Source organism: Streptococcus suis (assembly GCF_024509555.1).
In the GTDB taxonomy this organism is placed as follows: domain Bacteria; phylum Bacillota; class Bacilli; order Lactobacillales; family Streptococcaceae; genus Streptococcus; species Streptococcus suis_AD.
Genome location: NZ_JAMWEL010000008.1, coordinates 57,951 through 78,675, shown reverse-complemented (window position 1 = coordinate 78,675; position 20,725 = coordinate 57,951). Strand labels below are relative to the sequence as shown.

Below are 20,725 nucleotides of genomic sequence, written 5' to 3'. Positions count from 1 at the left end.
TTCTTAATGAGCCCCATGACCCGTAATGACCTTATTGATTGTCATGAACACTATCTTAAAATCCATTGCCAATGAATAATTTTTAACATAGTAGAGTTCCAATTCGCATCTCTCAGGATAAAAAACTTCACTTCTACCTGATACTTGCCACCAACCAGTTAAGCCAGGTTTCACTGATAAAAATAGGGGACGTTGTTCTTTGGTATATTCCACTAGTTCATCATCTAATATAGGACGTGGACCAATGAAACTCATATCTCCTTTTAATACGTTAATAAATTGAGGAAATTCATCAATACTTGTCCTTCTAATAAATGCTCCAATGGTAGTTAGACGTGGATCCTCTTCGGGCAATAGTTTATAACTATTCTCAACATATTTCTTATATAGTTCCTCATCAGCCTGCAAAATCTGATGTGCATCAACTACCATAGATCGAAATTTATAAATTTTAAACAACTTACCATTTTTTCCTATCCTATCTTGACTGAAAAAAATTGGTCCTTTGTTCTTTCCAAATTGATAAAATATAGAGATTATCAATAAACTCGGCAAAAAAATACATAATGTTCCGAACAATCCCAATAAAATATCAATAACACGTTTTCCAAAACCAATGTACATGGTATTGAAAACAGAATATATTTTTTTCATAACCCCATCCTAAATCTTATCAACTTATCCGAATTTATTAGTTGGAAAAATTTTTCAACAATTTCAAAGGATTTTTCCTGAATAAATCCTTTGCCCGTACTTCACCATATTGTTTCTCAACAAGTGTGTATGCTTCTTTCATATAAGGTGGCCGCGAGCTAGTATTGTGCATATCACTTGCCACGCAGTATACCAGGTTTTGATCGAGAAAATACTGAACTCTCTTTTTAAATTCTTTTGCCCTATCCCCTATTAGCCCTGGTTTCAATACATGACTGGAATTGACTTGTGTATAGCACCCTTTGTCAATTAATTCTTCTACTCGCTCTGCTTTATAGGCGAGTGCATCGTATCTTTCAATATGAGCAATGACAGGTGTTAATCCGAGTAACCTTACCTCGTTAACCGCTTCTTGAATGTCCTTCCAAGGAGTATTCATACTAAACTCTAGCAATACATAGCGACTGCCGTTAATTGTAGGAAATTTCTTTCTTTCAAGTTTACTTAAGCTATCTTTGCTATAGTAGATTTCTCCACCGTAACAGAGGGTCAGTTGAGGGTATATTTCTTTCACCTTTTCTTTAAGGCTCAAGAAATTTGCCATGATGACCTTCTCTGGTGTTTCAAACATTCCTTTTCGTCTATGGGAGGTTGCAACAATCATTCTAACACCTTGACGTTGGGCTAGTCCAATGAGTTCTAAACTCTCCTCTATGCTTTTTGGACCGTCATCTACACCAAATATGATGTGTGAGTGAATATCAATCATACCTTCACCTACTTATACCTGTTTTTTAGGAATTAAGCTTTTTTACCGTAATTTCCGTAGCGACCATATTCTCCATATTTTTCCTGAGTGACATCGTATTTATTTAAGATCACTCCCAGTACTGGAGTATCGGTCTGTTCTAATTGATCAATAACTTTTTTCAATCCAGAACGTTTAACATTGCCTGCCTCAGCCACGACAGCCATCGCATCACATTTTTGTGCAATTATAGCTGCATCGATAACCAATCCTAGTGGAGGACAGTCAACAATGACATAATCATAGTAGCGACGCAAGGTTGCTAATAAGTTTTCAAAGTTTTTGCTTTGTAAAAGAGCCGTCGGGTTTGGAGAAATCTTCCCTGACTCAATGACGGTTAAATTTTGAATATTGGTATCACAAAGCCCCTGAGACAAGTCCGTTGTACCTGCCAAGTAGTCTGTCAGACCGGTAATCTTTGTAGTCGGTTTAAAAAAACCTGACATGACGGAGTTACGGATATCCGCATCTACAAGCACAGTCTTGTAACCAGACCGAGCATAGGCAATGGCAAGACTAGCTGAGGTTGTACTTTTCCCCTCATTCGATTGGACAGATGTAATGCCAACAACCTTAATGTCTGAACCACTCAATTGAATATTGGTGCGAATCGCATTGAAATACTCCTCTGTTTTTCCTACTAATTGCTTTTTATTTAACGCAAGTTCTAATGTAGCCATTACTCTCTCCTATTTCAGTTTGTTTAGATCAGGCACTACACCCAAGAGTGGTAAGCCCATTACTTCTTCGATATCCTGAGGTCGTTTGATGCGGTCATCCAGAACTTCCATCACCAGAACAAAGGCAGTTGCAAATAGTCCACCTGCAAGGAGACCGATAGCGATATTACGCTTTGTACGCGGTGTTGAGGGTTCCTCAGCTGGCGTAGCTTCTTCCAAGGTGGTCACATCACTCACCTTTGTTACATCGATAATTTTCTTAGCAGCAACGACACGCAAACTATTTGCAATCCGAGCCGCTTCATTTGGATCCTTATCCCGTACTGAAATCGATACAATACGAGTGTCCACTGGAATACTTACCGAAACTTTACCAGATAATTCTTCTGTTAGACTTAATTCATCAGTTACCTGTCTCAGTACATCCTGAGATAGAATAATTTCCTTATAGTCTTTTACAAGGTAAGAACCCGCTTGTAGTTCCTGGTTTGTCAAGCCAGCACCTGCCTCCACATTTTGACTGACTACATAAATACGGGTTGTCGAATCATACTTAGGGGTCACAAGAAAGGCGCTAAAAACAAAGGCCAAACTTGCTCCAAGCGTTGCAAGTAGTACGATAAAGAATTTCTTTCTCCAAATGGTTTTCAATAAGAATAACACATCGATTTCGACTGTATTTACATCTTGATTATTCATGATTTCTCCTAGTTAATTTTATTTTCCTTCCAAGACTGTCTGCATAGCAGCTTTTACTTGAGCAAGACTGTCTGGATTAATCTCCATCATATAGAGTTGTGAACCTGGCATAGCATAGGATGGAAGACCCATCTGTCCTGTACCTGTCAAGGCTTGTGATTCAACTGTGAACTGTTTGCCTCCAGCCAATTGGGTGTTAACCAATTCCATAATCGTTTCCAAACTCAAATCTGTCTGAATGGAACCTTCTAAACCTTTAATAATCGTTTGATAATTTGCCAAGTTCTCTGGTGAGCTGAGTTTCTTAATCAAGGCTGCGATAACCCTCTCCTGATTTTTACCTCGGTCATTATCACCATTCGTCAACGAATAACGTTCACGAACAAATGCTAGGGCTAATTCAGAAGTCAGGTGGATATTGCCGACTGGAAAATGGTGACTTCCAATATGGCTAATAAATTCTTGATCATTATAGACTTCAATCCCTCCAACCAAATCAATCAATTGCAAGAATGATGTGAAATTGAGACGGATATAATTACTGATATCAATGCCATAGAGATTTTCCAAGGTATGAACCGAGGCATCAACACCATAGATTCCAGCATGTGTTAGTTTATCATACTGGTTTTGACCACCATCTGCAATTGCAACATAGGAATCCCGTGGAGTTGTGGTCAAGAGGATTTTGTTTGTCTTGCGATTTACTGTCATAATGATGTTGACATCCGAACGAGATACAGAAGAGATTGGACCATAAGTATCAATCCCACTAATATATACGTTAAAGCTATCTCCGCTAATCTGCTCAGTAGAGGGGGTCACCTGTGTCGTAATCTTAAAGCTATAGATTTTCTTTACCTTCGAAGAAAAATCTGGGTCTTCACTTTCAAGGATGTTGGTAAATACACCATTTAATACCATGGCTTGCCCTTGACCAGCCAGCATATCTTGATAGGCAGTCAAGTAAGACTCTGTTGCTTGCGTCGGAACATCTACTGACTTCATACTAGCAATATCATCCAGAAGGGACTTGATATTTTCCTGATCATAATTCGCAGGTGCCAACAAGGATGTCACTTGTTTGATGTCTGTAATATCGCTATCTGCTGGAACCAAGACACTCATCTCATATTCAGAAATCGAAGCGTTTGAGTTCAATCGTGAAGAAAAATCAATGACTTCCTGTAAACCGAACATACCTAGTGAAGCTACTAGAAGGGAGACAATCAGTACAATAGTTGTCAGTATTTTAGCCTTTTTCCTCCAAATCAAGATTCCCGTAATCGCTGCAATGAGGAGGGATAAACCAGCTAATATGTGATTGATATAGCGAAAATCTAAAATCTTATAACGATACATATTAAATAGTAGTATTGCCAAGATAACTACAAAAAGTATCCATAAAACAAGATTTAGTATTCTAAGGCGCTCAGACTTCTTACGTCCTCTTCTCTTTTCCATAAGTACCTACCTTTTTATTGAAACGTTCCCATTATATCACATAGTCCCTATTTTATCTATAAGAAACCGAAATAGAAAACGTTCTTACAGTTGTAGTAAACGTTTTATTATATTAGGCTATGCTTTTCTTATGAAAACAAGACTATTTTCAGACGATTTTTCAGCGATGTAGCGATAGCCATCACGATCAAACTTTTGAATTTGTTGGATATCTTTTACTTGGTGTTTGACTAACCAGCTCAGCATTCTACCTCGTCCTTTTTTAGAAATGGTGGAATGCGTTTTGACTTTTCCATCTTTTTCTTCCATAAATAAGACGCGTACTAATTTATTTTGAACTTCTGGCGAGAAAACATGCTCAAATTCGGAGGAGGCTAATGAGAGAATGTGGTCATCTTCTGCAACTTCTGAGTCATATTGGTAACGCCATACTTGTTTTAGACTTTTTCCGTCGATTTTTAAAGGACCTTGAAAGTCTAAACGGTGGGGTGAAATGAGTGTCAAGGGAGAAATCAAACCATAGAGGCCTGTCGCGATACGCACATGACTAGCCAAGTAGATTTCTTGAGAAGCTGTCAAATCAGTTCGTTCCATATAGCGATACATGAGGCCATCATATAGGAGCCAGGCAGGATAGGTTTTGGCTTGACCAGTCTGAATGTTCTTCCACCTTTGTTTCTCTAACTCTGCTTTACTTAGGTTGATTTTATAGAAACTAGCCAATTCTTCAACCGAAAAATGGCTGAGTCGCTCTACAATCTGTTTGGATACCGGCCCTAAAGCTTGAGTAGGGCTTGGTTCCAACAAAGTATTCAATTCTTTGGCATTGGATAATAAGATTTTCATCATGCTATTATACCATAGAAAACTACGAAGTCCCAAAGTATTATGCTCAAGTTGGTCTTGTTTTTTTTTATTTTTTTCTATATACTGTTTACAATTATTGCTAGAAGGGGTGCTTTATGACAACCATCTATCAAAAGATTATCGATGATGTGCTAAGTGGTATTCAAAATCATACCTATAAGAGCGGTCAGAAATTACCATCTATCCGCCAATTGAGCAAGGAGTACCAGTGCAGTAAAGATACGGTGCAAAAAGCTATGTTAGAGCTCAAGTATCAAAAAAAGATTTACTCCGTATCCAAAAGTGGTTATTATATTTTGGAGGATCAGGATTTCAAGGAAAGCACTGCCGACATTAATCCTGATGATTTCCAAGAATTACCTTATGAGGATTTTCGAATTTGCCTACATGAAAGTCTAAAAGGAAGGGAAAATTATCTCTTTAATTATTACCACCAACAAGAAGGTTTGGCTGATTTAATTTCTTCTGTTCAAAAACTATTTAGTCACTATCATGTCTACAGTAAAAAGAGCCAGCTGGCCATTACTGCTGGTAGCCAACAAGCTCTCTATATCCTATCTCAGATGCATTTTGGTAATGGACGAGATGAGATTCTTTTAGAATATCCCACCTATGATCGGATGTTGGACTTAGTCATCCAACAGGGCCTGCCTTACCAGACCATTGACCGTAGTTTAGCCGGTATTGACTTGAAAGAATTGGAAAAAATCTTTCAAACAGGCAAGATCAAATTTTTCTATACTATCCCTAGAATGCACAATCCACTGGGGTCTTCGTATGACACTCCTACTCGAAAGGCTATTGTCGCCTTGGCTGCAAAATATCAAGTCTATCTGGTGGAGGATGATTATCTAGCAGACTTTGATCCTCAACATCAAGTTCCTCTGCATTATTTAGATGAAGAAAACCGGACCATTTATATCAAATCCTTTACACCATCCCTCTTCCCTGCCTTACGTATCGGTGCAATTAGCCTTCCTGAAGAACTCGTTAGTACCTTTTTGGAATATAAGAGTTTGATCGACTATGATACCAACCTTATCATGCAAAAAGCTCTTTCCCTCTACATTGATAATGGCATGTTTGCTCGCAATACCTCTCTGCTGGTTCAAAATCAGGAAAGAACGAGACTAAGGATTGAGGATTATTTGGCGACAAGTCAGATACATTTTCCCTATACGATCAGTCGCAATCGCCTTACTCTCCAAGTGCCTAAAAACCGGATTGGACTAGCCTTAAAGAGAAAGTTGGCGAATTGTCACATCATTACTGGTCAAGAATACGATTTCCTGCAACTAACATTGGACAAAGATGGCTTGGACCAGCTTGACCTTCTCCGACAATTAAGCGACTAAAATCCTGCATCCACAACTTCTACTTTAGTTGGGTTCTGGCAGTTCAAATACTTTTTTATGAAATAATATTCAAAAATAAAGACTTAGAATGTTATGTAGTCATTCTAAGTCTTTGTTTTTTATGTTCTTTTGCCTACTTTAGAGCAATTCTGTTTCTTCCTAGCTATTGCCGGACTGCTTGCGTTTTCGACTAGCGTAACCTAAGCTAGCTAGAACCGTTAATCCTATCCATTGGAAACCTTCCATATGCTGACCTGTATCAGGCAGTTGTTTTTTGCTGGCATCCATAGACGAAGCTGTACTTACTTCTTTCCTTTGAGAAGCACTTGACAGAGTTGGAATTTTCTTGTCTTGATTTTGTAGAGGAATCTCTATGTCTTGCTTGCCCTGTGAAACTGGAACTAGGTCTGATGTTTCGACAAGTTCCTCAACTGGAGGGATGCTAGGTGCCGGTTTTTCTGGAAGGACTTCCTTAGTACCTAGTTCTACAATTTCATCGATTGCTTCTTCCATTTGACTGCTTAATAAGCGACTTGCAAGAAGTTGACCTAAAACATAGATATCTTCATATGTTTTCAGAATAGCCCCTTCTTTACCGACTTGAATAATGTTTCTAATCCCTTCTTCTAGTTGAGGGTTTTGAATTTCCTTTCTTTCGTATGGTAAGATGTCACGACCTTCCCTTGTTTGTTTTTGGATATCCAAGCTAGGAAGTGCTACACGGCTCGGTGCTACTTTAGGAATCTCTGTAATCAGCTCTTCCTCTATGATTTCTTCCTTCATTCCAATATGGAAAATCTCTGGTTGTGCTTCTTCGCCCCTTGTTTCCACAAGACGACTGTCAATTACTTTTCCATCTAGAAGTGTTTCTTCGAAAATGTGTATCTGACGGCCATTTTCACCTTTTTGGACTAGTTTTTTAACACCTTTGACAAGATCTTTATTTTCTATGATTTGGGTCGAAAAGGCGAGGGCTTCAACAACTTCTCTACGTCGGACTTCCCTTGTAGGTGTAACTGGTTGTGCAACTTCTTCTACTTTCGTATCTGAGACTGGGTTATCAGTTGGTGTGCCTGGGGAAGTAGTATCAGAAACATCTGGCTGGGACACTTCTTCTACTTTCGTATCAGATACGGGGCTTTCAGTAGGAGTACTTGGAGTTGTGGAATCTTCAGCAACTGGTGGGACTACTGTATCTGATTGGTTGTCTGATACTGGGCTTTCCGTAGGAGTGCTTGGAGTTGTCGAATCTTCAGCAACTGGTTGGACTACTGTATCTGATTGGTTGTCTGATACCGGGCTTTCAGTAGGAGTACCTGGAGTTGTGGAATCTTCAGCAACTGGTTGGACTACTGTATCTGATTGGTTGTCTGATACTGGACTTTCAGTAGGAGTACTTGGAGTTGTGGAATCTTCAACAACTGGTTGGACTACTGTCTCTGATGGGTTATCTGATACTGGGCTTTCAGTAGGAGTACTTGGAGTTGTGGAATCTTCAGCAACTGGCTGGACTTGTTCTGAAGTGCTTGATTCTGCAACTGACTTAACACGAAGCCCGTTTAGTGCTGCTGCTAACTCAGTGTAAGATTGATTGAGATTCTCTAGACCAGGATCTTCGCTTGCTAATAACTCTTGACTGGCCTCTAGCTTTTCTCTGACCTGCTGGATACTTTCTGTTGTGTAAGCAGTTTCTAACTCCAGGTGAGCTCTTGCATGAACCAGGAGGTTTCTAAGTGGTTTACTGTAGTCTGTCTTAGCGATTGAAAATTCTGCAGCTGAGCCAAAACCGCCCGAACCACCAAGAACTTCAATTTTTAGGTAACGTGCTGTCTGTCTATCAAAAGAAATGACTTTCTTTTCACCTGTTGCTGGTAAATTTCCTTCTTTAACTAGACTGTAATCCTCTGTTTCAGTATTTTTAGCAGAAATGCGGTATTGAGTGATATTGCCATTTGTCCCTGATTGGCGTGGTAAATAAATCAACTTGTCAAAGGTTAGTGATTCTTTCATATCAACCAAAATGGTTGCTGGAAGGTCTTGTTTACTTGGTTGCCACTTGGTATGCCAGATGGTCGTCGTATTGCCATCAAATGCCTTGTCAATACCTTCTCCATTATTGAAATTATCAACAGATATAGTCCAAGCCTTACTTGAATAGACTTCAGTTGCATCTGCATTAGTCTGGCTAATGACCAGCTTATCTACTAAGCCTTTTAAAGCACTGGTTTTACTGCCTATATACTCGGTAGGGAGGGTCATGGTTACATGCTTACTACCTGTCTGTGTCTTACTAAGTATATCCACCAATTGACCATTGACATAGAGTTCCGCCTTGTTTACATAACCTTTAAAGGTGATATCAACCCATTCTCCTTTTGGAATAGTATAATTGAAAGAATGGTGATAGCCTTCTATGGAGTACCCCACCTTCCCTGTATCTTTCTGTACAAGTTTCAAGGCAGTACTGCCATTTTCTGCAAGTATTTGTTCACCTATGGCATCTGAATCTAGTTTCACTCGAAGGGATAGGCTATTTTCTGGACCAACTTTCACCAGCGGGGTTTTCATATAGCTTTCACCACCATTAAATCGTAGTGCTCTGCTATTCTCACCATCCGCATAGGACAGATTAACTGGTGAAAAACCGTCGAAATTATTTCCAGAAAAATCTTCTAGGTTGTCCAGATCAAATGTGTAGTGGAGAATGGAGTCTGTCAGACTGCTGATTTTGTTATAGGGGTTGTAGTTGGCTGGGTTGCCAATTTTCTCTACCGTAGCCAAATAGTCACTGTAGCTTCCACCGTCACGGTTCCCCCACATTTTAGCCGTTAAGGCTGGCAAGGCTGCTTCGAAGCGACTGTAGATATCGTGTTCCACTATCCCGTTAGCACGACGGTCAATCATGTCATTCCAAATGGCAAAGGCTCCGCCCTTCATCTGCTCAGAACCTGCTGGAATGACTGTATTCCCCATCTTATTGGCTTCCCAATTGTTATAGAGGTGTTCCGTATTGAGATAGTCTGCATAGTAGCCGGCTGCTGGAACAATATAGAGTTCTGAATCAAGAGTGTTGATCAATTTATAGCCAAGTTGGTACATATCCGCTGGCCTTGCCCAGCCTGTACTCCAGATATTCATTTCTGTTCCTTGGACTTGAACAGGTGTCCTTCCTGGTTTCTGGGTTAAGCTACCCCAGAATCGTGGAGTTTTGCCTTTTTCGATCGCATATTTTAAGAGTTGATCTATGAAATTGCGGAAGGCTTCATTGTTGCCTTCAAACTCATCCACACCGACATGGATGGTATCAATTCCAGCAAATACTGGATTTTCTCCATCAAGGTATTCGTCCCAGACACTCTTAATAAATTCCAGACTCTTTGGATTGGACACTTCTAGGTGGTCTACCCAACGCCGCACTGAATGATCTGTCATGGTTAAATCTGGTCTAACCTTGGTAAAGGCTAAGGCATGGGCTGGGGCGTCAAATTCTGGTACTATCTTGATGCCTCGATTCTGAGCATATTCGATCAATTCTTTAAATTCTTGCTTGGTATAGAATACATCTTTTGCTGTTAAATCAGCCTTGTTTAATCCTCCATTACCTCCTTCTTTTATGTCCGATTCCAAACGGAAGGCTGAGTAGGCTCCGTATGGATTTTCTGTATTTTGAAATTCTTCTACCCAGATATAGTTGTCATTCAGATGAAGTTGGAAATCATTGAATTTATACCAAGACAGAGCCTTGATCATATCTTTCAAGACGCCGATTTGAATTGGTTTTCGTCCGACATCTAACATAAAGCCACGGGTTTCATATTTTGGATAGTCTCTGGCTATCCCCTTGGCAATGGCATGTGGATTTTGATTTAGGAGTTGTAGAAGGGTTTGGGTTGACCAAAAGGCTCCTTGGGCTTGATTGGCCGCAACAGTGACAGTGTCGCCTATCGTTAAGAGATAGCCTTCTTTTTTGAGACCAGGATCCTGTTGGCTGAGTTCAAAATAGAAATCCCCTGCTTGAACACTTGTATCATAAACTATCGCAATTTCGCGTCCTGTGATTGCTTGGTAATCTTCTTTGAAACTTGTTGCAGTATAGGCTAGTGCTTGTCTATCTTTTGGATTGACGACAATTCGGCTGGTCGCAAGCGGTTGGAATTGGCCTGTATGGCCTTTCCACTCAGCTATACCAGGGGCTACTTGAGGTTTGGCGTTATCTGTTTCTTCCCTCTGGTATTTCCCTGAAACGAGAACTGTATAAGCTGGACTCTCGACGGTTTCTTGGCCTCGACGAAGGCGATAATTGACGACGACATTGGTGTCCACAAGGGGTTGGTACACCCTTAAATCCCTGTCGATAATTTGTTCTAAATCAGCACCAATAAATTCAATGCTTACTCCGTCTGGTACAGTCGGAAGTTGCCAAGTTCCCATATCGCCACGAATGACTGGAAGGTCTAGGGAAGTGGCTAGCTGGGCTAGACTGATTTCTTGTTCAGCTAGAATAGCTTCTTTGTAAACTTCAATTTCATAGAGAGAAACTGTGTCCCAATTGACCATCTGACCAGCCCTGTTTTCTGCATTTGGATCAAATGATTCAATCAGCAATTTCAGATAGCGAGCTTGGTGGGTCTGGTCTAGGGTGATTTTTTCTTTAAAGTCAGTTGGCTTGCTTGTAAGAACCTTTGCATCTGTCCAATCTGTCTGATTTTGAGACACTTGAATCTTGTAAGAACTTGGATTTTTCCGTTGCCAATCTAGCACAAGAGAGCGGACTGGTTGGACTTGACCTAAATCAATTTGAACAAACTTGGGATTGACTCCTCGGTCACTGCTCCATCTGGATTGGTCATCACCGTCCACCAGTTTACTAGGATCTAGTTGGGCTGTTTCGTTGGCATTGGCAGTCACTGTTTTTCCATAAGCCAGATTATTCAAGAGTTCCTTTCCATTGACTTGGAATTCATAGAGAGAGACAGAAGGCCAGTTGATTGTGCCACCATCAAAGCGGTTGACGGTTAGTTTGACATACTTGGCCTGAGCTGGACTACTTAATTTGATTCTGGTGTCTAGCTCAACATAAGAATCATCTGTCTTTTCATATAGTTTTGAATAGGTCTGTCCATCTATGGAACCTTCTATCTGAAACCCTTTGACATTGGTTCTTTCCCATGCGATGCCAAACTCTTCTATTTGTTTGACACCCTCTAAGGTGACTGTTAGCTGGCGTGCCTCTGTTCCATGATTGGTTCCCCAGCGAGATTGGGATAGGTTTGTAGCCGTTCGATTAACAATGCCGTCGGTTGCTTTTGAGGCAGGAAATTCATTTTCTTGGTCACTGGCTCTTGCTTGGGCACCTAGAGCATGGTTAACTCGGTATTCATTGAGTGCCTCTGATGGAATAGGATTTTCAGTATTGGTCGGCTCTGTCTGTGCAAATGCCGGTTCTGGACTGGTTCTTAATTCTGAATCTTCAGCAATTGTATTGTTTGAAACGAGATTTTCTGCCAGGGCGACTGGAGATTCATCGACTCTTTGGATTTCCTCTACAACTCGAGAGTCTACTGGCAACTCTTCTGCTGATACCTTATTTGGCAGTGACACCCCCATTAGAAAGGCTCCTATTAGCACTGAGCCTACTCCAAGACTGGTTTTGCGAAGGGCATATTGATTGAGTTTATTTATATTTCTCTCACTCACAGCAATCTTCCTTTCTGTTTTGTTTCTTGATTGTGTATATTATTATAATATCAAAACCAGAAAGCGATTTCAACAATAATGCCAATAGAAATAGAGGATTCTTACTCTGCCAAGCAATCCACAGCTATCTAAAAAATCCCACCTATGTGAGCAACTAAGATTGTTCACTATAAGTAGGATACTCAACTTATTTATCTTGAAAATCAGACCATTCTTTTCTGGCTAGCTCCTAACGGCTAATTTCATAGCCCATCAAGAGTCCACCTTCTTCAGCGTAGAAGCTACAGAGTCCAGATGTTGCAACTTGGTCAACAACGGCATTCGGGAAGCTTGCTTTTACAAGTTCTGAGAACTGTTGGAAAAACTTGGCATTATTACGATGAGCCATTACTACACGGCCGCCATTGTAACCCGCTTTCTTCATTTCCTCAAAAGCAGCTGTGACAGATTTCTTGTGACCACGCGCCTTTTGAAGCAATTCCAACTTGCCTTCACTACTTGCTTCACCAACCATTCGGATATTCAGTAATCCAACAACTGTTCCAACAAGTTTGCTGAGGCGACCATTTTTGACCAGATTGTCAACCTTGGCAAGTACAAAAAGCAATTTACTGTTTTCTTGGTAGGTTGTAATGGCCTGAACTAGCTCATCAAATTCCAAGCCAGCCGCAATCAGTCGATTGATTTCATCCACGATCAAATCCATTTCCCCACCAGCTGATAGGCTATCTATCAGATGGATATTAACTTCCGGATGTTCCTCAACAAACATATCTCGTGCTACGCGGGCTGCGTTGAAACTACCTGATAAACCACCTGTAATGGTTATTACAAAAATATTCTCAGCACCTTCAAAAGCAGCTTGATAGGCTTGGGGACTTGGGCAAGCTGAACCTGCTGCAGATTTTGACGCTTCCATGGCGTTCATCATGTGATCGATGTCCAAATTTGCGTCGTCCACAAAGGCCTGGTCACCAACCTGAATTGTCAAAGGGACACTGATAAATTCTGTATCTGGTGCAAGATTTTTCAACTGACGGTAGTCACAACCTGAATCTGCAACGATTTTCCATTTTGGCATAAGCTTCTCATTTCTACTTGTTTATTCTACTTTTTTATTTGACAATAGCAGACTATTCCCTTACAATTATATCATTAAAACAATCCATCTGAAAGCATTTACTTTCAGATGTAACAGATATGAAAGGAGAGTTATGGCAGAACGGAAAATTTCACCTAAATCATTAAAAAATCTCTATGAATCTAACAAGGAAGCCAATCAATTAACCAAGGAATCATTAGAAACTGCTCTGCTATTTCTCCTAGAAAAAAAGGAACTCAAGCAAATCTCAGTTTCTGAGTTGGTGCGAAAAGCCGGAGTCTCACGCAATGCCTTCTACCGAAACTATAAATCCAAAGAAGAAATTTTGGAAATCTACTACGAGCGGACTTCCAGTAATCTCAAGAAGAAATGGCAAGACCTACAAGATAAAGTCCAGAGGGACGGCGTCAAACAGAGTTTTGCGGAATTTGTCCAGGAACAAAAACGCAAGGCAGAGCGAAGCAAAACCCTCTCCAATGTTAGTCAGTGGATTAAAGAGAAGACCAAACGAGATTAATGTCTCGTTTTTTTTCTTGCTTTCAAACGCAAAAAAACTTGACCAATTAGCCAAGTTTTTAAGGAGATTATGAAAATATTTAGGATTGATTATAGTATATCGTAACCGCCAACCGTTTCCATCGGTCTTATCGTCATTTAGTTTTTCTTTTATTACGTCGTTAACTCGCTTTGCCGTACTTCAGTACAGCCTACAGCTCGTTGCCTAGTACTAAAAGTAAACTAAAAGACTATAAGACTGAAAAATACGTTGCAACCAAAAATTTTCTATATCTAATCTATTTTTTACCCAATTTTCTAGTCTTTTTGAGGGCGGCGGCGACTGCCTTGATGATGGCGTAGCGGAAGCCTTCTTTTTCAAGTGCCACAACTCCTGCAATGGTCGAACCTCCTGGAGAGGTCACTTCTTGTCGGAGCTGGGCCGGGTGCTTGTCGCTATTCAAGACCATCTGAGCAGTTCCAGCAAGGGTCTGAGCCGCCAGAACCTTGGCATCCTGAGCGGTCAGCCCGTTTTGCACACCGGCATCCGTCAGGGCCTCAATCAGCTGATAGACAAAGGCTGGTCCGCAACCTGCGATAGCCGTTGCTGCGTCAATCAGGCTCTCTGGCACCTGTTGGACCTTGCCTGATTTTTCTAGGATTTGTTCCAATAGCGGAGCGAGATTTTGATTGACCAGACTATAGGTTGTCATACCTTGACCGATAGCGACAGGTGTATTGGGCATGATACGGATGAGCTTATCTGCCGACACATATTCTGCCAGGCTGTCAAGTGTCACACCCGCTGCCATAGAAATCCAGATAGCTGAGGAATTCTGGCTGATCTGGTCCTGCAAGCCTGACAAGACTGACTGAATCAGGTGAGGCTTGACCCCAAGGAAAATCACCTCGGCCTGCTCTGCTATTTCCCCATTAGAAAAAAGCTGACCGCCCAGCTGAACTTGAAGAGCCTGGGCTTTTGCTGGGTTGTGGTTGCTGAGGAGGAGCTGGGTTTCTGGCAGCTGGCTGACTGCATGAGCCAATGCCGCTCCCATATTGCCCAGTCCGATAAATCCAATCTTCATCTTATCCTCCTAACGAATGTGGCCGTCGCCTGTGATGATGTACTTGTAAGTGGTCATCTCACGCAAGCCCATAGGACCACGGGCGTGCATCTTCTGGGTGGAAATGCCCAGCTCACAGCCTAAACCAAACTCTCCACCGTCTGTGAAACGGGTCGAGGCATTGACATAAACTGCCGCAGAATCCACATAAAGCGTGAAACGATCTGCTGTCTGGCTGTTTTCCGTCACAATGGCCTCGCTATGTCCAGTCGAGTGTTGAGCGATGTGGCTGATAGCTTCTTCCACACTTGAAACGACTTTAACTGCCAAGACATAATCTAGAAACTCTGTGTCAAAATCTTGGTCGCCTGCTGGTGTGGATTGGTTGAACAGAGCCTGAGCCTTCTCGTCAGCCCGCAATTCTACCTGACCAGAAAGAGCTTCTTCCAAGCGAGGTAGGAACTGGCTGGCAATTTCTTCATGGACTAGCAAGACCTCCGCTGAATTGCAGACTGAGGGACGACTGGTTTTAGCATTGACCACAATCCGCAAGGCCTTGTCCAAGTCCGCATCCTTGTCCACATAGACATGGCAGATACCCGTGCCTGTTTCTATAACTGGCACAGTCGCATTTTCAACGACGGCTTGAATGAGTCCTGCACCGCCACGTGGCACCAAGAGGTCAATCTTGCCTTTTGCGGTCATCAACTCTGTCGCAGAGGCACGGCTGGTATCTTGGACTAACTCGATGACCTTTGGTGAAAGGCCAACCTGCTCCAAACCAGCTTTGAGGGCTGTGACAATGGCCTGAGCCGAATGAAAGGCTTCCTTGCCACCACGCAAGATGACCGCATTACCACTCTTGATGGCCAAGGCAGCGGCATCTGAAGTCACGTTTGGTCGGCTTTCGTAAATCATTCCCACCAAACCAAAGGGAATGGATTTCTTGCAAATGTTCAAGCCGTCTGCCCGAGTGGATTCTTCCAAGACTAGCCCGACAGGATCTGGCAAGCCAATCAAGGCCCGAATGCCATCTGCCATGGCTTCAATTCGTTCAGAAGTCAGGAGCAATCTATCCTGCATCACCTGGCTAATCTTGCCTTGGGCATGTTCCATGTCAATGGCATTGCCTGCTAAAATTGCCTCAGTCTGAGCAACCAACTGGTCTGCCATGGCTGATAGAGCCTGGTTTTTCTGTTCTGTTGTCGCTAGGTTGATAGAAGCCTTGTGGGCCAATAAACTGTCTAATAATACTTGTGTTGTTGTCATATATTTCTCCTATTTAGACATTCAGTTTGCTCATCGTCTAAGCAATAAAAAATATACTGAATGACTATAAACTAACCCAATCGTTGCGGTGAATAAACACGCCTTCCGCTCTGCCATTTGCTAACTGGTCCTGTAAGTCCTTGGAGGACAGTTTGACCCGCCCTTTACCAATCAAACGGTGGTCTGCCTGACTATAAACTTCCACGACCTGCCCCACTTCAAAGTCGCCTTCAAGGGCTTTGACACCCGCAGCTAACAAACTGCGACCTTGGTGCAACATAGCATCTACGGCTCCTGCATCCACTTCAACCGCTGCGTCTGTTCGGGCGTAGAAGGCCATCCACTGCTTGCGTTGGTTCATTGCATGGTCATCTGCTAAAAAGAGGGTGCCACGATTGGCTTGGGTGACTGCTTGTAAGAGAGCAGTATCCTCTTTTGAAGAGCAGATAAAGACAGGTACGCCTGACTTGGTCGCAATCTGTGCCGCCTGTAATTTGGTAGTCATGCCACCCGTTCCGTTGGACGTTCCTGCTCCTGCTGCCATGGCAGATAAATCTTCCGTAATTTCCTTGATTTCAGGCAAGTGCTGGGCAGTCGGATCACTGTTAGGATTGGCCGTGTAAAGCCCATCCACATCTGTCAAAAGTACCAAGAGGTCCGCTTTCAGGAGGGAAGCCACCTGAGCAGACAGGGTATCATTGTCTCCCACCTTAATCTCCTCAATGGCAATGGTATCATTTTCATTGATAATGGGAATAGCCCGTTGCTTGAGCAAGACCTGCAAGGCCTGAGAGGCATTCTGATAGCGTCTAGCATCCGCAAAATCATCCTGAGTCAGCAAAATCTGAGCTGACACAATACCGTCTTTCATCAGATTTTGCGTATATTCTTCAATCAGTAATCCCTGACCCACAGCGGCAGAAGCCTGTTTCTCCGCAATCTTAGTTGGCCGCTTGTCAAATCCCAATCTCCGAAAACCAGCAGCAATGGACCCCGACGTCACCAGCACAATCTGGTAACCCTTCTGGTGCAACTGAGCTAGCTGATTGGTAATCCGAGCAATCTTAATTCGATCCAAACTCCCATTTTCTTGGGTCAGAGAGCTGGTTCCTACCTTAAATACAATCGTTTTTTCTGTCATAATCTCTTCTCACAAAAACTAATATTTGGAAAATTATACCATATTTTAAACATAAAGAAAATCAATGATATTCGGTAAGGAGAGAGGGAATAGATTCCTAATCATGAGTAGTATTAAAAAAACTGGAAACAAAAGGAAGCCTTGTCGCTCCCTTTTGCTTATTCAAAAAATTCTTCTACCGTTTTTAGTATTTCTACCTCTTTTGGTTTCAAAACAGTATATACGTCCTCAAAGAAGGAGAGAATTTGCTGACCATAACGCTTGGTATGGATGCGCGGGTCTAGTACCAAGACCACAGAATCTTGTTTGTCATGCCGATTGGTACGTCCGATGGCTTGTTTTAACTTAATCATCATCATGGGCAAGCTGTAATCGTAAAAAGGATTTTTCCCTTGCTCACGCAGATGGTGATTGATTTTCTGGACAAAACGGTCCTTGGGATTGTCGAATGGCAGTCTTGTAATGACCTGGATCAATTGGTCCTGACTGGCAAAGTCAACTCCCTCCCAGAATACCCCTGTTCCCAGTAAAATCTGGCTTTCCCCTCGTTCAAATTTGCGTTTGAGAGTCATTTCCTGGCCATGCTTGTGTTGGGCTAGATGAGAAATATCATTGTCTTCTAGTATATCCGACACTTGTAAGAGCAGGGAAATAGAGGTGAATAAGACCAAAATCGGTCTGCCCAGCTCTGCTATTTCCCCTAAAGAATGGGCTAAATAGGCTGCATGCTCTTCTTTTGAACAAGTGAGAATGTCAGGGAGATCGGTCGGAAAAAGGAGTTGCTGGTTGGTCACTGCTTGAGTGGGAAGCAAGTCCATGGTGACCTGCTCAAAGCCCAGTAGGTCGGCCAGACTGACCTTTTTGCTGATGGTCAAGGTGGCGCTGATGCAGAAAATCTTAGTATCTGGCAGGTAAGTAGCCACATTTAAGAGGCTGTCCTTGGAGCCCCGCAAATAAGCAATTCGCTTGTCATCAAGATACTTTTCTTCCAGCCAAAAACTGTCATAATAGTCTAGGAGTTGAGCCAGATCCTGCAGGTCAATGTCCTGTAACTCAGCCAAATTCTGCTTGAGTTGACCTAAGTCTTCATCTGCTATTTCCCTTTGACCATGCTGGCGAAAACGATTCAAGAGGTGGTTGAGCTCAAATTGACAGGACTCATAGAGGCGTTGGTCTAGAACCCTATCCGCCTTGTCTTTTTTGCTCTGCAGTAACTGCAAGTAAGCTGTCAAATCCTGAGAATCCGTCGCCAGATTTTCGGCAGCTAGGAGGAATTTCTGAGCCTCATCAATGACCACCAAGCGATTATCCATCAGGGGATCTTGGTCCTTGAGATGACTGAGGAAATAGGCATGATTGGTAATGAGCACCCTGCTGGATAGGGCTTGCTGATTCAAACCTTGCCAAAAATCCCGGCCCCAGAAAAGACTCTCAGGTTCCAAGTTTCCATCATGGGCAATCTCATCAAAGTAGGCTTGGTAGCGTTGTTTCTGCTTGAGCTCGTCCATATCGCCTGTTGTAGTTTCTGTCAGCCAGACAAGGACCTGCATTTTAAATTGATTGACCAAGCGGTTGTCATCTTGTCGCTGCAAGGTTTTCCAAAAACTATCCAATTTGATAAAATGCTTGGGCGACTTGAGGGAAGCCATGGAAATATGGAAAATCTCTCTCAGCTTACTCCCCTCTTTTTCCATAATCTGCTCTTGAAGGAGCTTGGTCGGCACCGTCACCAAGAGAGGCTTTTCTGACCTGGCAAGCAAGGGCAGCAGATAACCGTAGGTCTTTCCCAAGCCTGCCTGAGCCTGTATAAAATGCACTTGTTCTACATCAGCCAATCGTTTTTCAACCACTTGAGCAAAGGCCGTTTGTTTTTTTCGTTCGTGTAGACCTAGAAGGGCAATATTGGTCGCAAAATCTTCTGACAGATGATAGGCTGGCTGGTCTTTTTCTGGCTTTTTCAAGACCAAGCCATGAATACTTTCTAGACTGGTCGACAAGGTTTCGGATAGATAGGGCACCATCTCATCAATGACCATCCGGGATTCAAAGAGCAGATTGTCCGCCAAATCAAGAATCTTTTCAACAATAGACCTGGGTAAGCTCTTTATTTTCTCTTGAATTTTGATGAGCAAGCGCGCCGTAGCCATGGCATCTGATATGGCCGTGTGGGCCTGGTCCAAACCAAGTTCCAAATGCTCTGCAAGGTTTCCCAAGCTGTATTTTTCAAAAGTCGGGAAAAATAGCTGTGATAATTCTACCGTATCTACACGCGGTGTCAACAGTTCATAGCCTTCAAAAAAGAGTGCTTCTGCCAAGAGATTAGCATCAAACTTGACATTATGGGCTACAAAAATAGCATCGCCAATCCTGTCATAAATTGTTCCAGCTACCTGGCCAAAATCTGGAGCCTGACTTAGCTGTTGGTCTGTGATACCTGTCAGATTCTTGATATGGTCATCTAGTAGCTCATAGGGATTGATGTCCGTTGCGTAACTGTCAATGATTTCTCCGTTTTCAACCAGAACAATCCCGATTTGAATGATTTTTGCATCGGCTCCTGTACCTGTTGCTTCCAAATCGACAACGGCATACCGATTGCTTGTTCGCGTATCTTTCATACTGTTCATTATAGCACAATCGACCGTCAGGAAAAAGCCTCAAACAAAATCCATGAAGTCACTGGATTTTTTTGTTAGACTACTTATATAAAAACCGTTTCTGTGAGGAGAACTACCATGATTATCCACAAATCTGTCAATCCTGTTGCCTTTCAAAATACCTACTATATTGAAAATGATAGCCACCTACTTGTCGTTGACCCAGGAAGCGACTGGGCTAAAATCCAAGCTACTATTGAAAAAATTGGCAAACCAATTGCGGCCATTCTCCTGACCCACACCCACTACGACCATATTATGAGTTTAGATATCTTGCGCGAGAGCTATCATTTCCCACCTGTCTATGTGGCTGAAAGTGAGGCTAGCTGGCTTTATACCCCTGAAATGAACCTGTCTGGCCTAGCTCGTCACGATGATATGGAAAATGTGGTCTGCCGACCTGCCGAGCACATGTTCCAATACCAAGAAGATTACCAGTTTGACGGTTTTCATTTCAAGGTTGTGCCAACACCAGGCCACTCCATCGGTGGTGTTTCCTTTATCTTTCCAGAAGCGGAAGCTGTTGTCACTGGAGATGCTCTCTTCCGGGAAACCATTGGACGTACAGACCTACCAACTAGTAACTTCGATGACTTGATTGCGGGTATCCGAGAACACATTTTCACCCTGCCAAACCACTACACTGTCCATCCCGGTCATGGTCAAAATACCAGCGTTGGACACGAAAAAAACTTCAATCCGTTTTTTAGACTGTAAGTTGTATAACTCACTCCAAAAAAGCACCCTCAAATGAGAGTGCTTTTCCTTATTCT

General features: G+C 42.4%; 15 protein-coding genes. 3 read left to right on the top strand and 12 right to left on the bottom strand.

The window, feature by feature from the left end; translation table 11 throughout:
* Window positions 1-3 precede the first annotated feature (3 nt).
* The 6 genes from NF418_RS05090 to yaaA all read right to left on the bottom strand — a co-directional run bounded on the left by NF418_RS05090 (window position 4) and on the right by yaaA (window position 5,151).
* Window positions 4-654, bottom strand: a complete 651-nt coding sequence (locus NF418_RS05090) for a sugar transferase (protein WP_256778693.1) — start codon at window positions 652-654, stop codon at window positions 4-6.
* 37 nt (window positions 655-691) lie between these two features.
* Window positions 692-1,423 carry a capsular polysaccharide biosynthesis protein Cps4B gene (cps4B, locus tag NF418_RS05085; RefSeq protein ID WP_171999303.1) on the bottom strand — a complete coding sequence of 244 codons (732 nt, stop codon included), beginning with the start codon at window positions 1,421-1,423 and terminating at the stop codon, window positions 692-694.
* A 32-nt stretch (window positions 1,424-1,455) separates the two neighbouring features.
* Entirely contained in the window at window positions 1,456-2,142 is a 687-nt protein-coding gene (locus tag NF418_RS05080; RefSeq protein WP_256778692.1) for a tyrosine-protein kinase, read from the bottom strand.
* Window positions 2,143-2,151: 9 nt separating this feature from the next.
* Entirely contained in the window at window positions 2,152-2,841 is a 690-nt protein-coding gene (locus NF418_RS05075; protein ID WP_256778691.1) for a Wzz/FepE/Etk N-terminal domain-containing protein, read from the bottom strand.
* A gap of 18 nt (window positions 2,842-2,859) precedes the next feature.
* Complete coding sequence (gene cpsA, locus NF418_RS05070; RefSeq protein WP_256778690.1) at window positions 2,860-4,305, bottom strand: LCP family glycopolymer transferase CpsA; 1,446 nt, start codon at window positions 4,303-4,305, stop codon at window positions 2,860-2,862.
* A gap of 117 nt (window positions 4,306-4,422) precedes the next feature.
* Entirely contained in the window at window positions 4,423-5,151 is a 729-nt protein-coding gene (gene yaaA, locus NF418_RS05065; RefSeq protein WP_256778703.1) for a peroxide stress protein YaaA, read from the bottom strand.
* Between the two features lie 116 nt (window positions 5,152-5,267).
* Here yaaA and NF418_RS05060 point away from each other — a divergent pair, with 116 nt between their 5' ends.
* Entirely contained in the window at window positions 5,268-6,527 is a 1,260-nt protein-coding gene (locus NF418_RS05060; protein WP_256778689.1) for an aminotransferase-like domain-containing protein, read from the top strand.
* Window positions 6,528-6,686: 159 nt separating this feature from the next.
* Here the strand turns inward: NF418_RS05060 and NF418_RS05055 are convergent, their stop codons facing one another.
* A complete protein-coding gene (locus NF418_RS05055) occupies window positions 6,687-12,224 on the bottom strand; it encodes a discoidin domain-containing protein (protein ID WP_256778688.1) in 5,538 nt (1,845 codons plus the stop codon).
* 229 nt (window positions 12,225-12,453) lie between these two features.
* The gene (locus NF418_RS05050) at window positions 12,454-13,305 is read right to left on the bottom strand and encodes a DegV family protein (RefSeq protein ID WP_256778687.1); all 852 of its coding nucleotides are present in this window, start codon (window positions 13,303-13,305) and stop codon (window positions 12,454-12,456) included.
* 133 nt (window positions 13,306-13,438) lie between these two features.
* On the opposite strand from NF418_RS05050, the gene NF418_RS10660 reads away from it, so the two are divergent.
* Window positions 13,439-13,843 carry a TetR/AcrR family transcriptional regulator gene (locus NF418_RS10660; protein WP_172053972.1) on the top strand — a complete coding sequence of 135 codons (405 nt, stop codon included), beginning with the start codon at window positions 13,439-13,441 and terminating at the stop codon, window positions 13,841-13,843.
* Between the two features lie 277 nt (window positions 13,844-14,120).
* Here NF418_RS10660 and proC read toward each other — a convergent pair whose 3' ends face one another.
* From proC to NF418_RS05025, 4 genes are all read right to left on the bottom strand, one after another.
* Entirely contained in the window at window positions 14,121-14,906 is a 786-nt protein-coding gene (proC, locus tag NF418_RS05040) for a pyrroline-5-carboxylate reductase (protein ID WP_256778686.1), read from the bottom strand.
* A 9-nt stretch (window positions 14,907-14,915) separates the two neighbouring features.
* Entirely contained in the window at window positions 14,916-16,154 is a 1,239-nt protein-coding gene (locus NF418_RS05035; protein ID WP_256778685.1) for a glutamate-5-semialdehyde dehydrogenase, read from the bottom strand.
* Window positions 16,155-16,218: 64 nt separating this feature from the next.
* Complete coding sequence (gene proB, locus NF418_RS05030) at window positions 16,219-17,295, bottom strand: glutamate 5-kinase (protein ID WP_256778684.1); 1,077 nt, start codon at window positions 17,293-17,295, stop codon at window positions 16,219-16,221.
* Between the two features lie 158 nt (window positions 17,296-17,453).
* Window positions 17,454-19,922, bottom strand: a complete 2,469-nt coding sequence (locus tag NF418_RS05025; RefSeq protein WP_373325946.1) for a bifunctional DnaQ family exonuclease/ATP-dependent helicase — start codon at window positions 19,920-19,922, stop codon at window positions 17,454-17,456.
* A 108-nt stretch (window positions 19,923-20,030) separates the two neighbouring features.
* Between NF418_RS05025 and NF418_RS05020 the strand changes: the two genes are divergently transcribed.
* Window positions 20,031-20,669: an MBL fold metallo-hydrolase gene (locus NF418_RS05020; protein WP_256778682.1), complete on the top strand. Its 639-nt coding sequence runs from the start codon at window positions 20,031-20,033 to the stop codon at window positions 20,667-20,669.
* Window positions 20,670-20,725 lie beyond the last annotated feature (56 nt).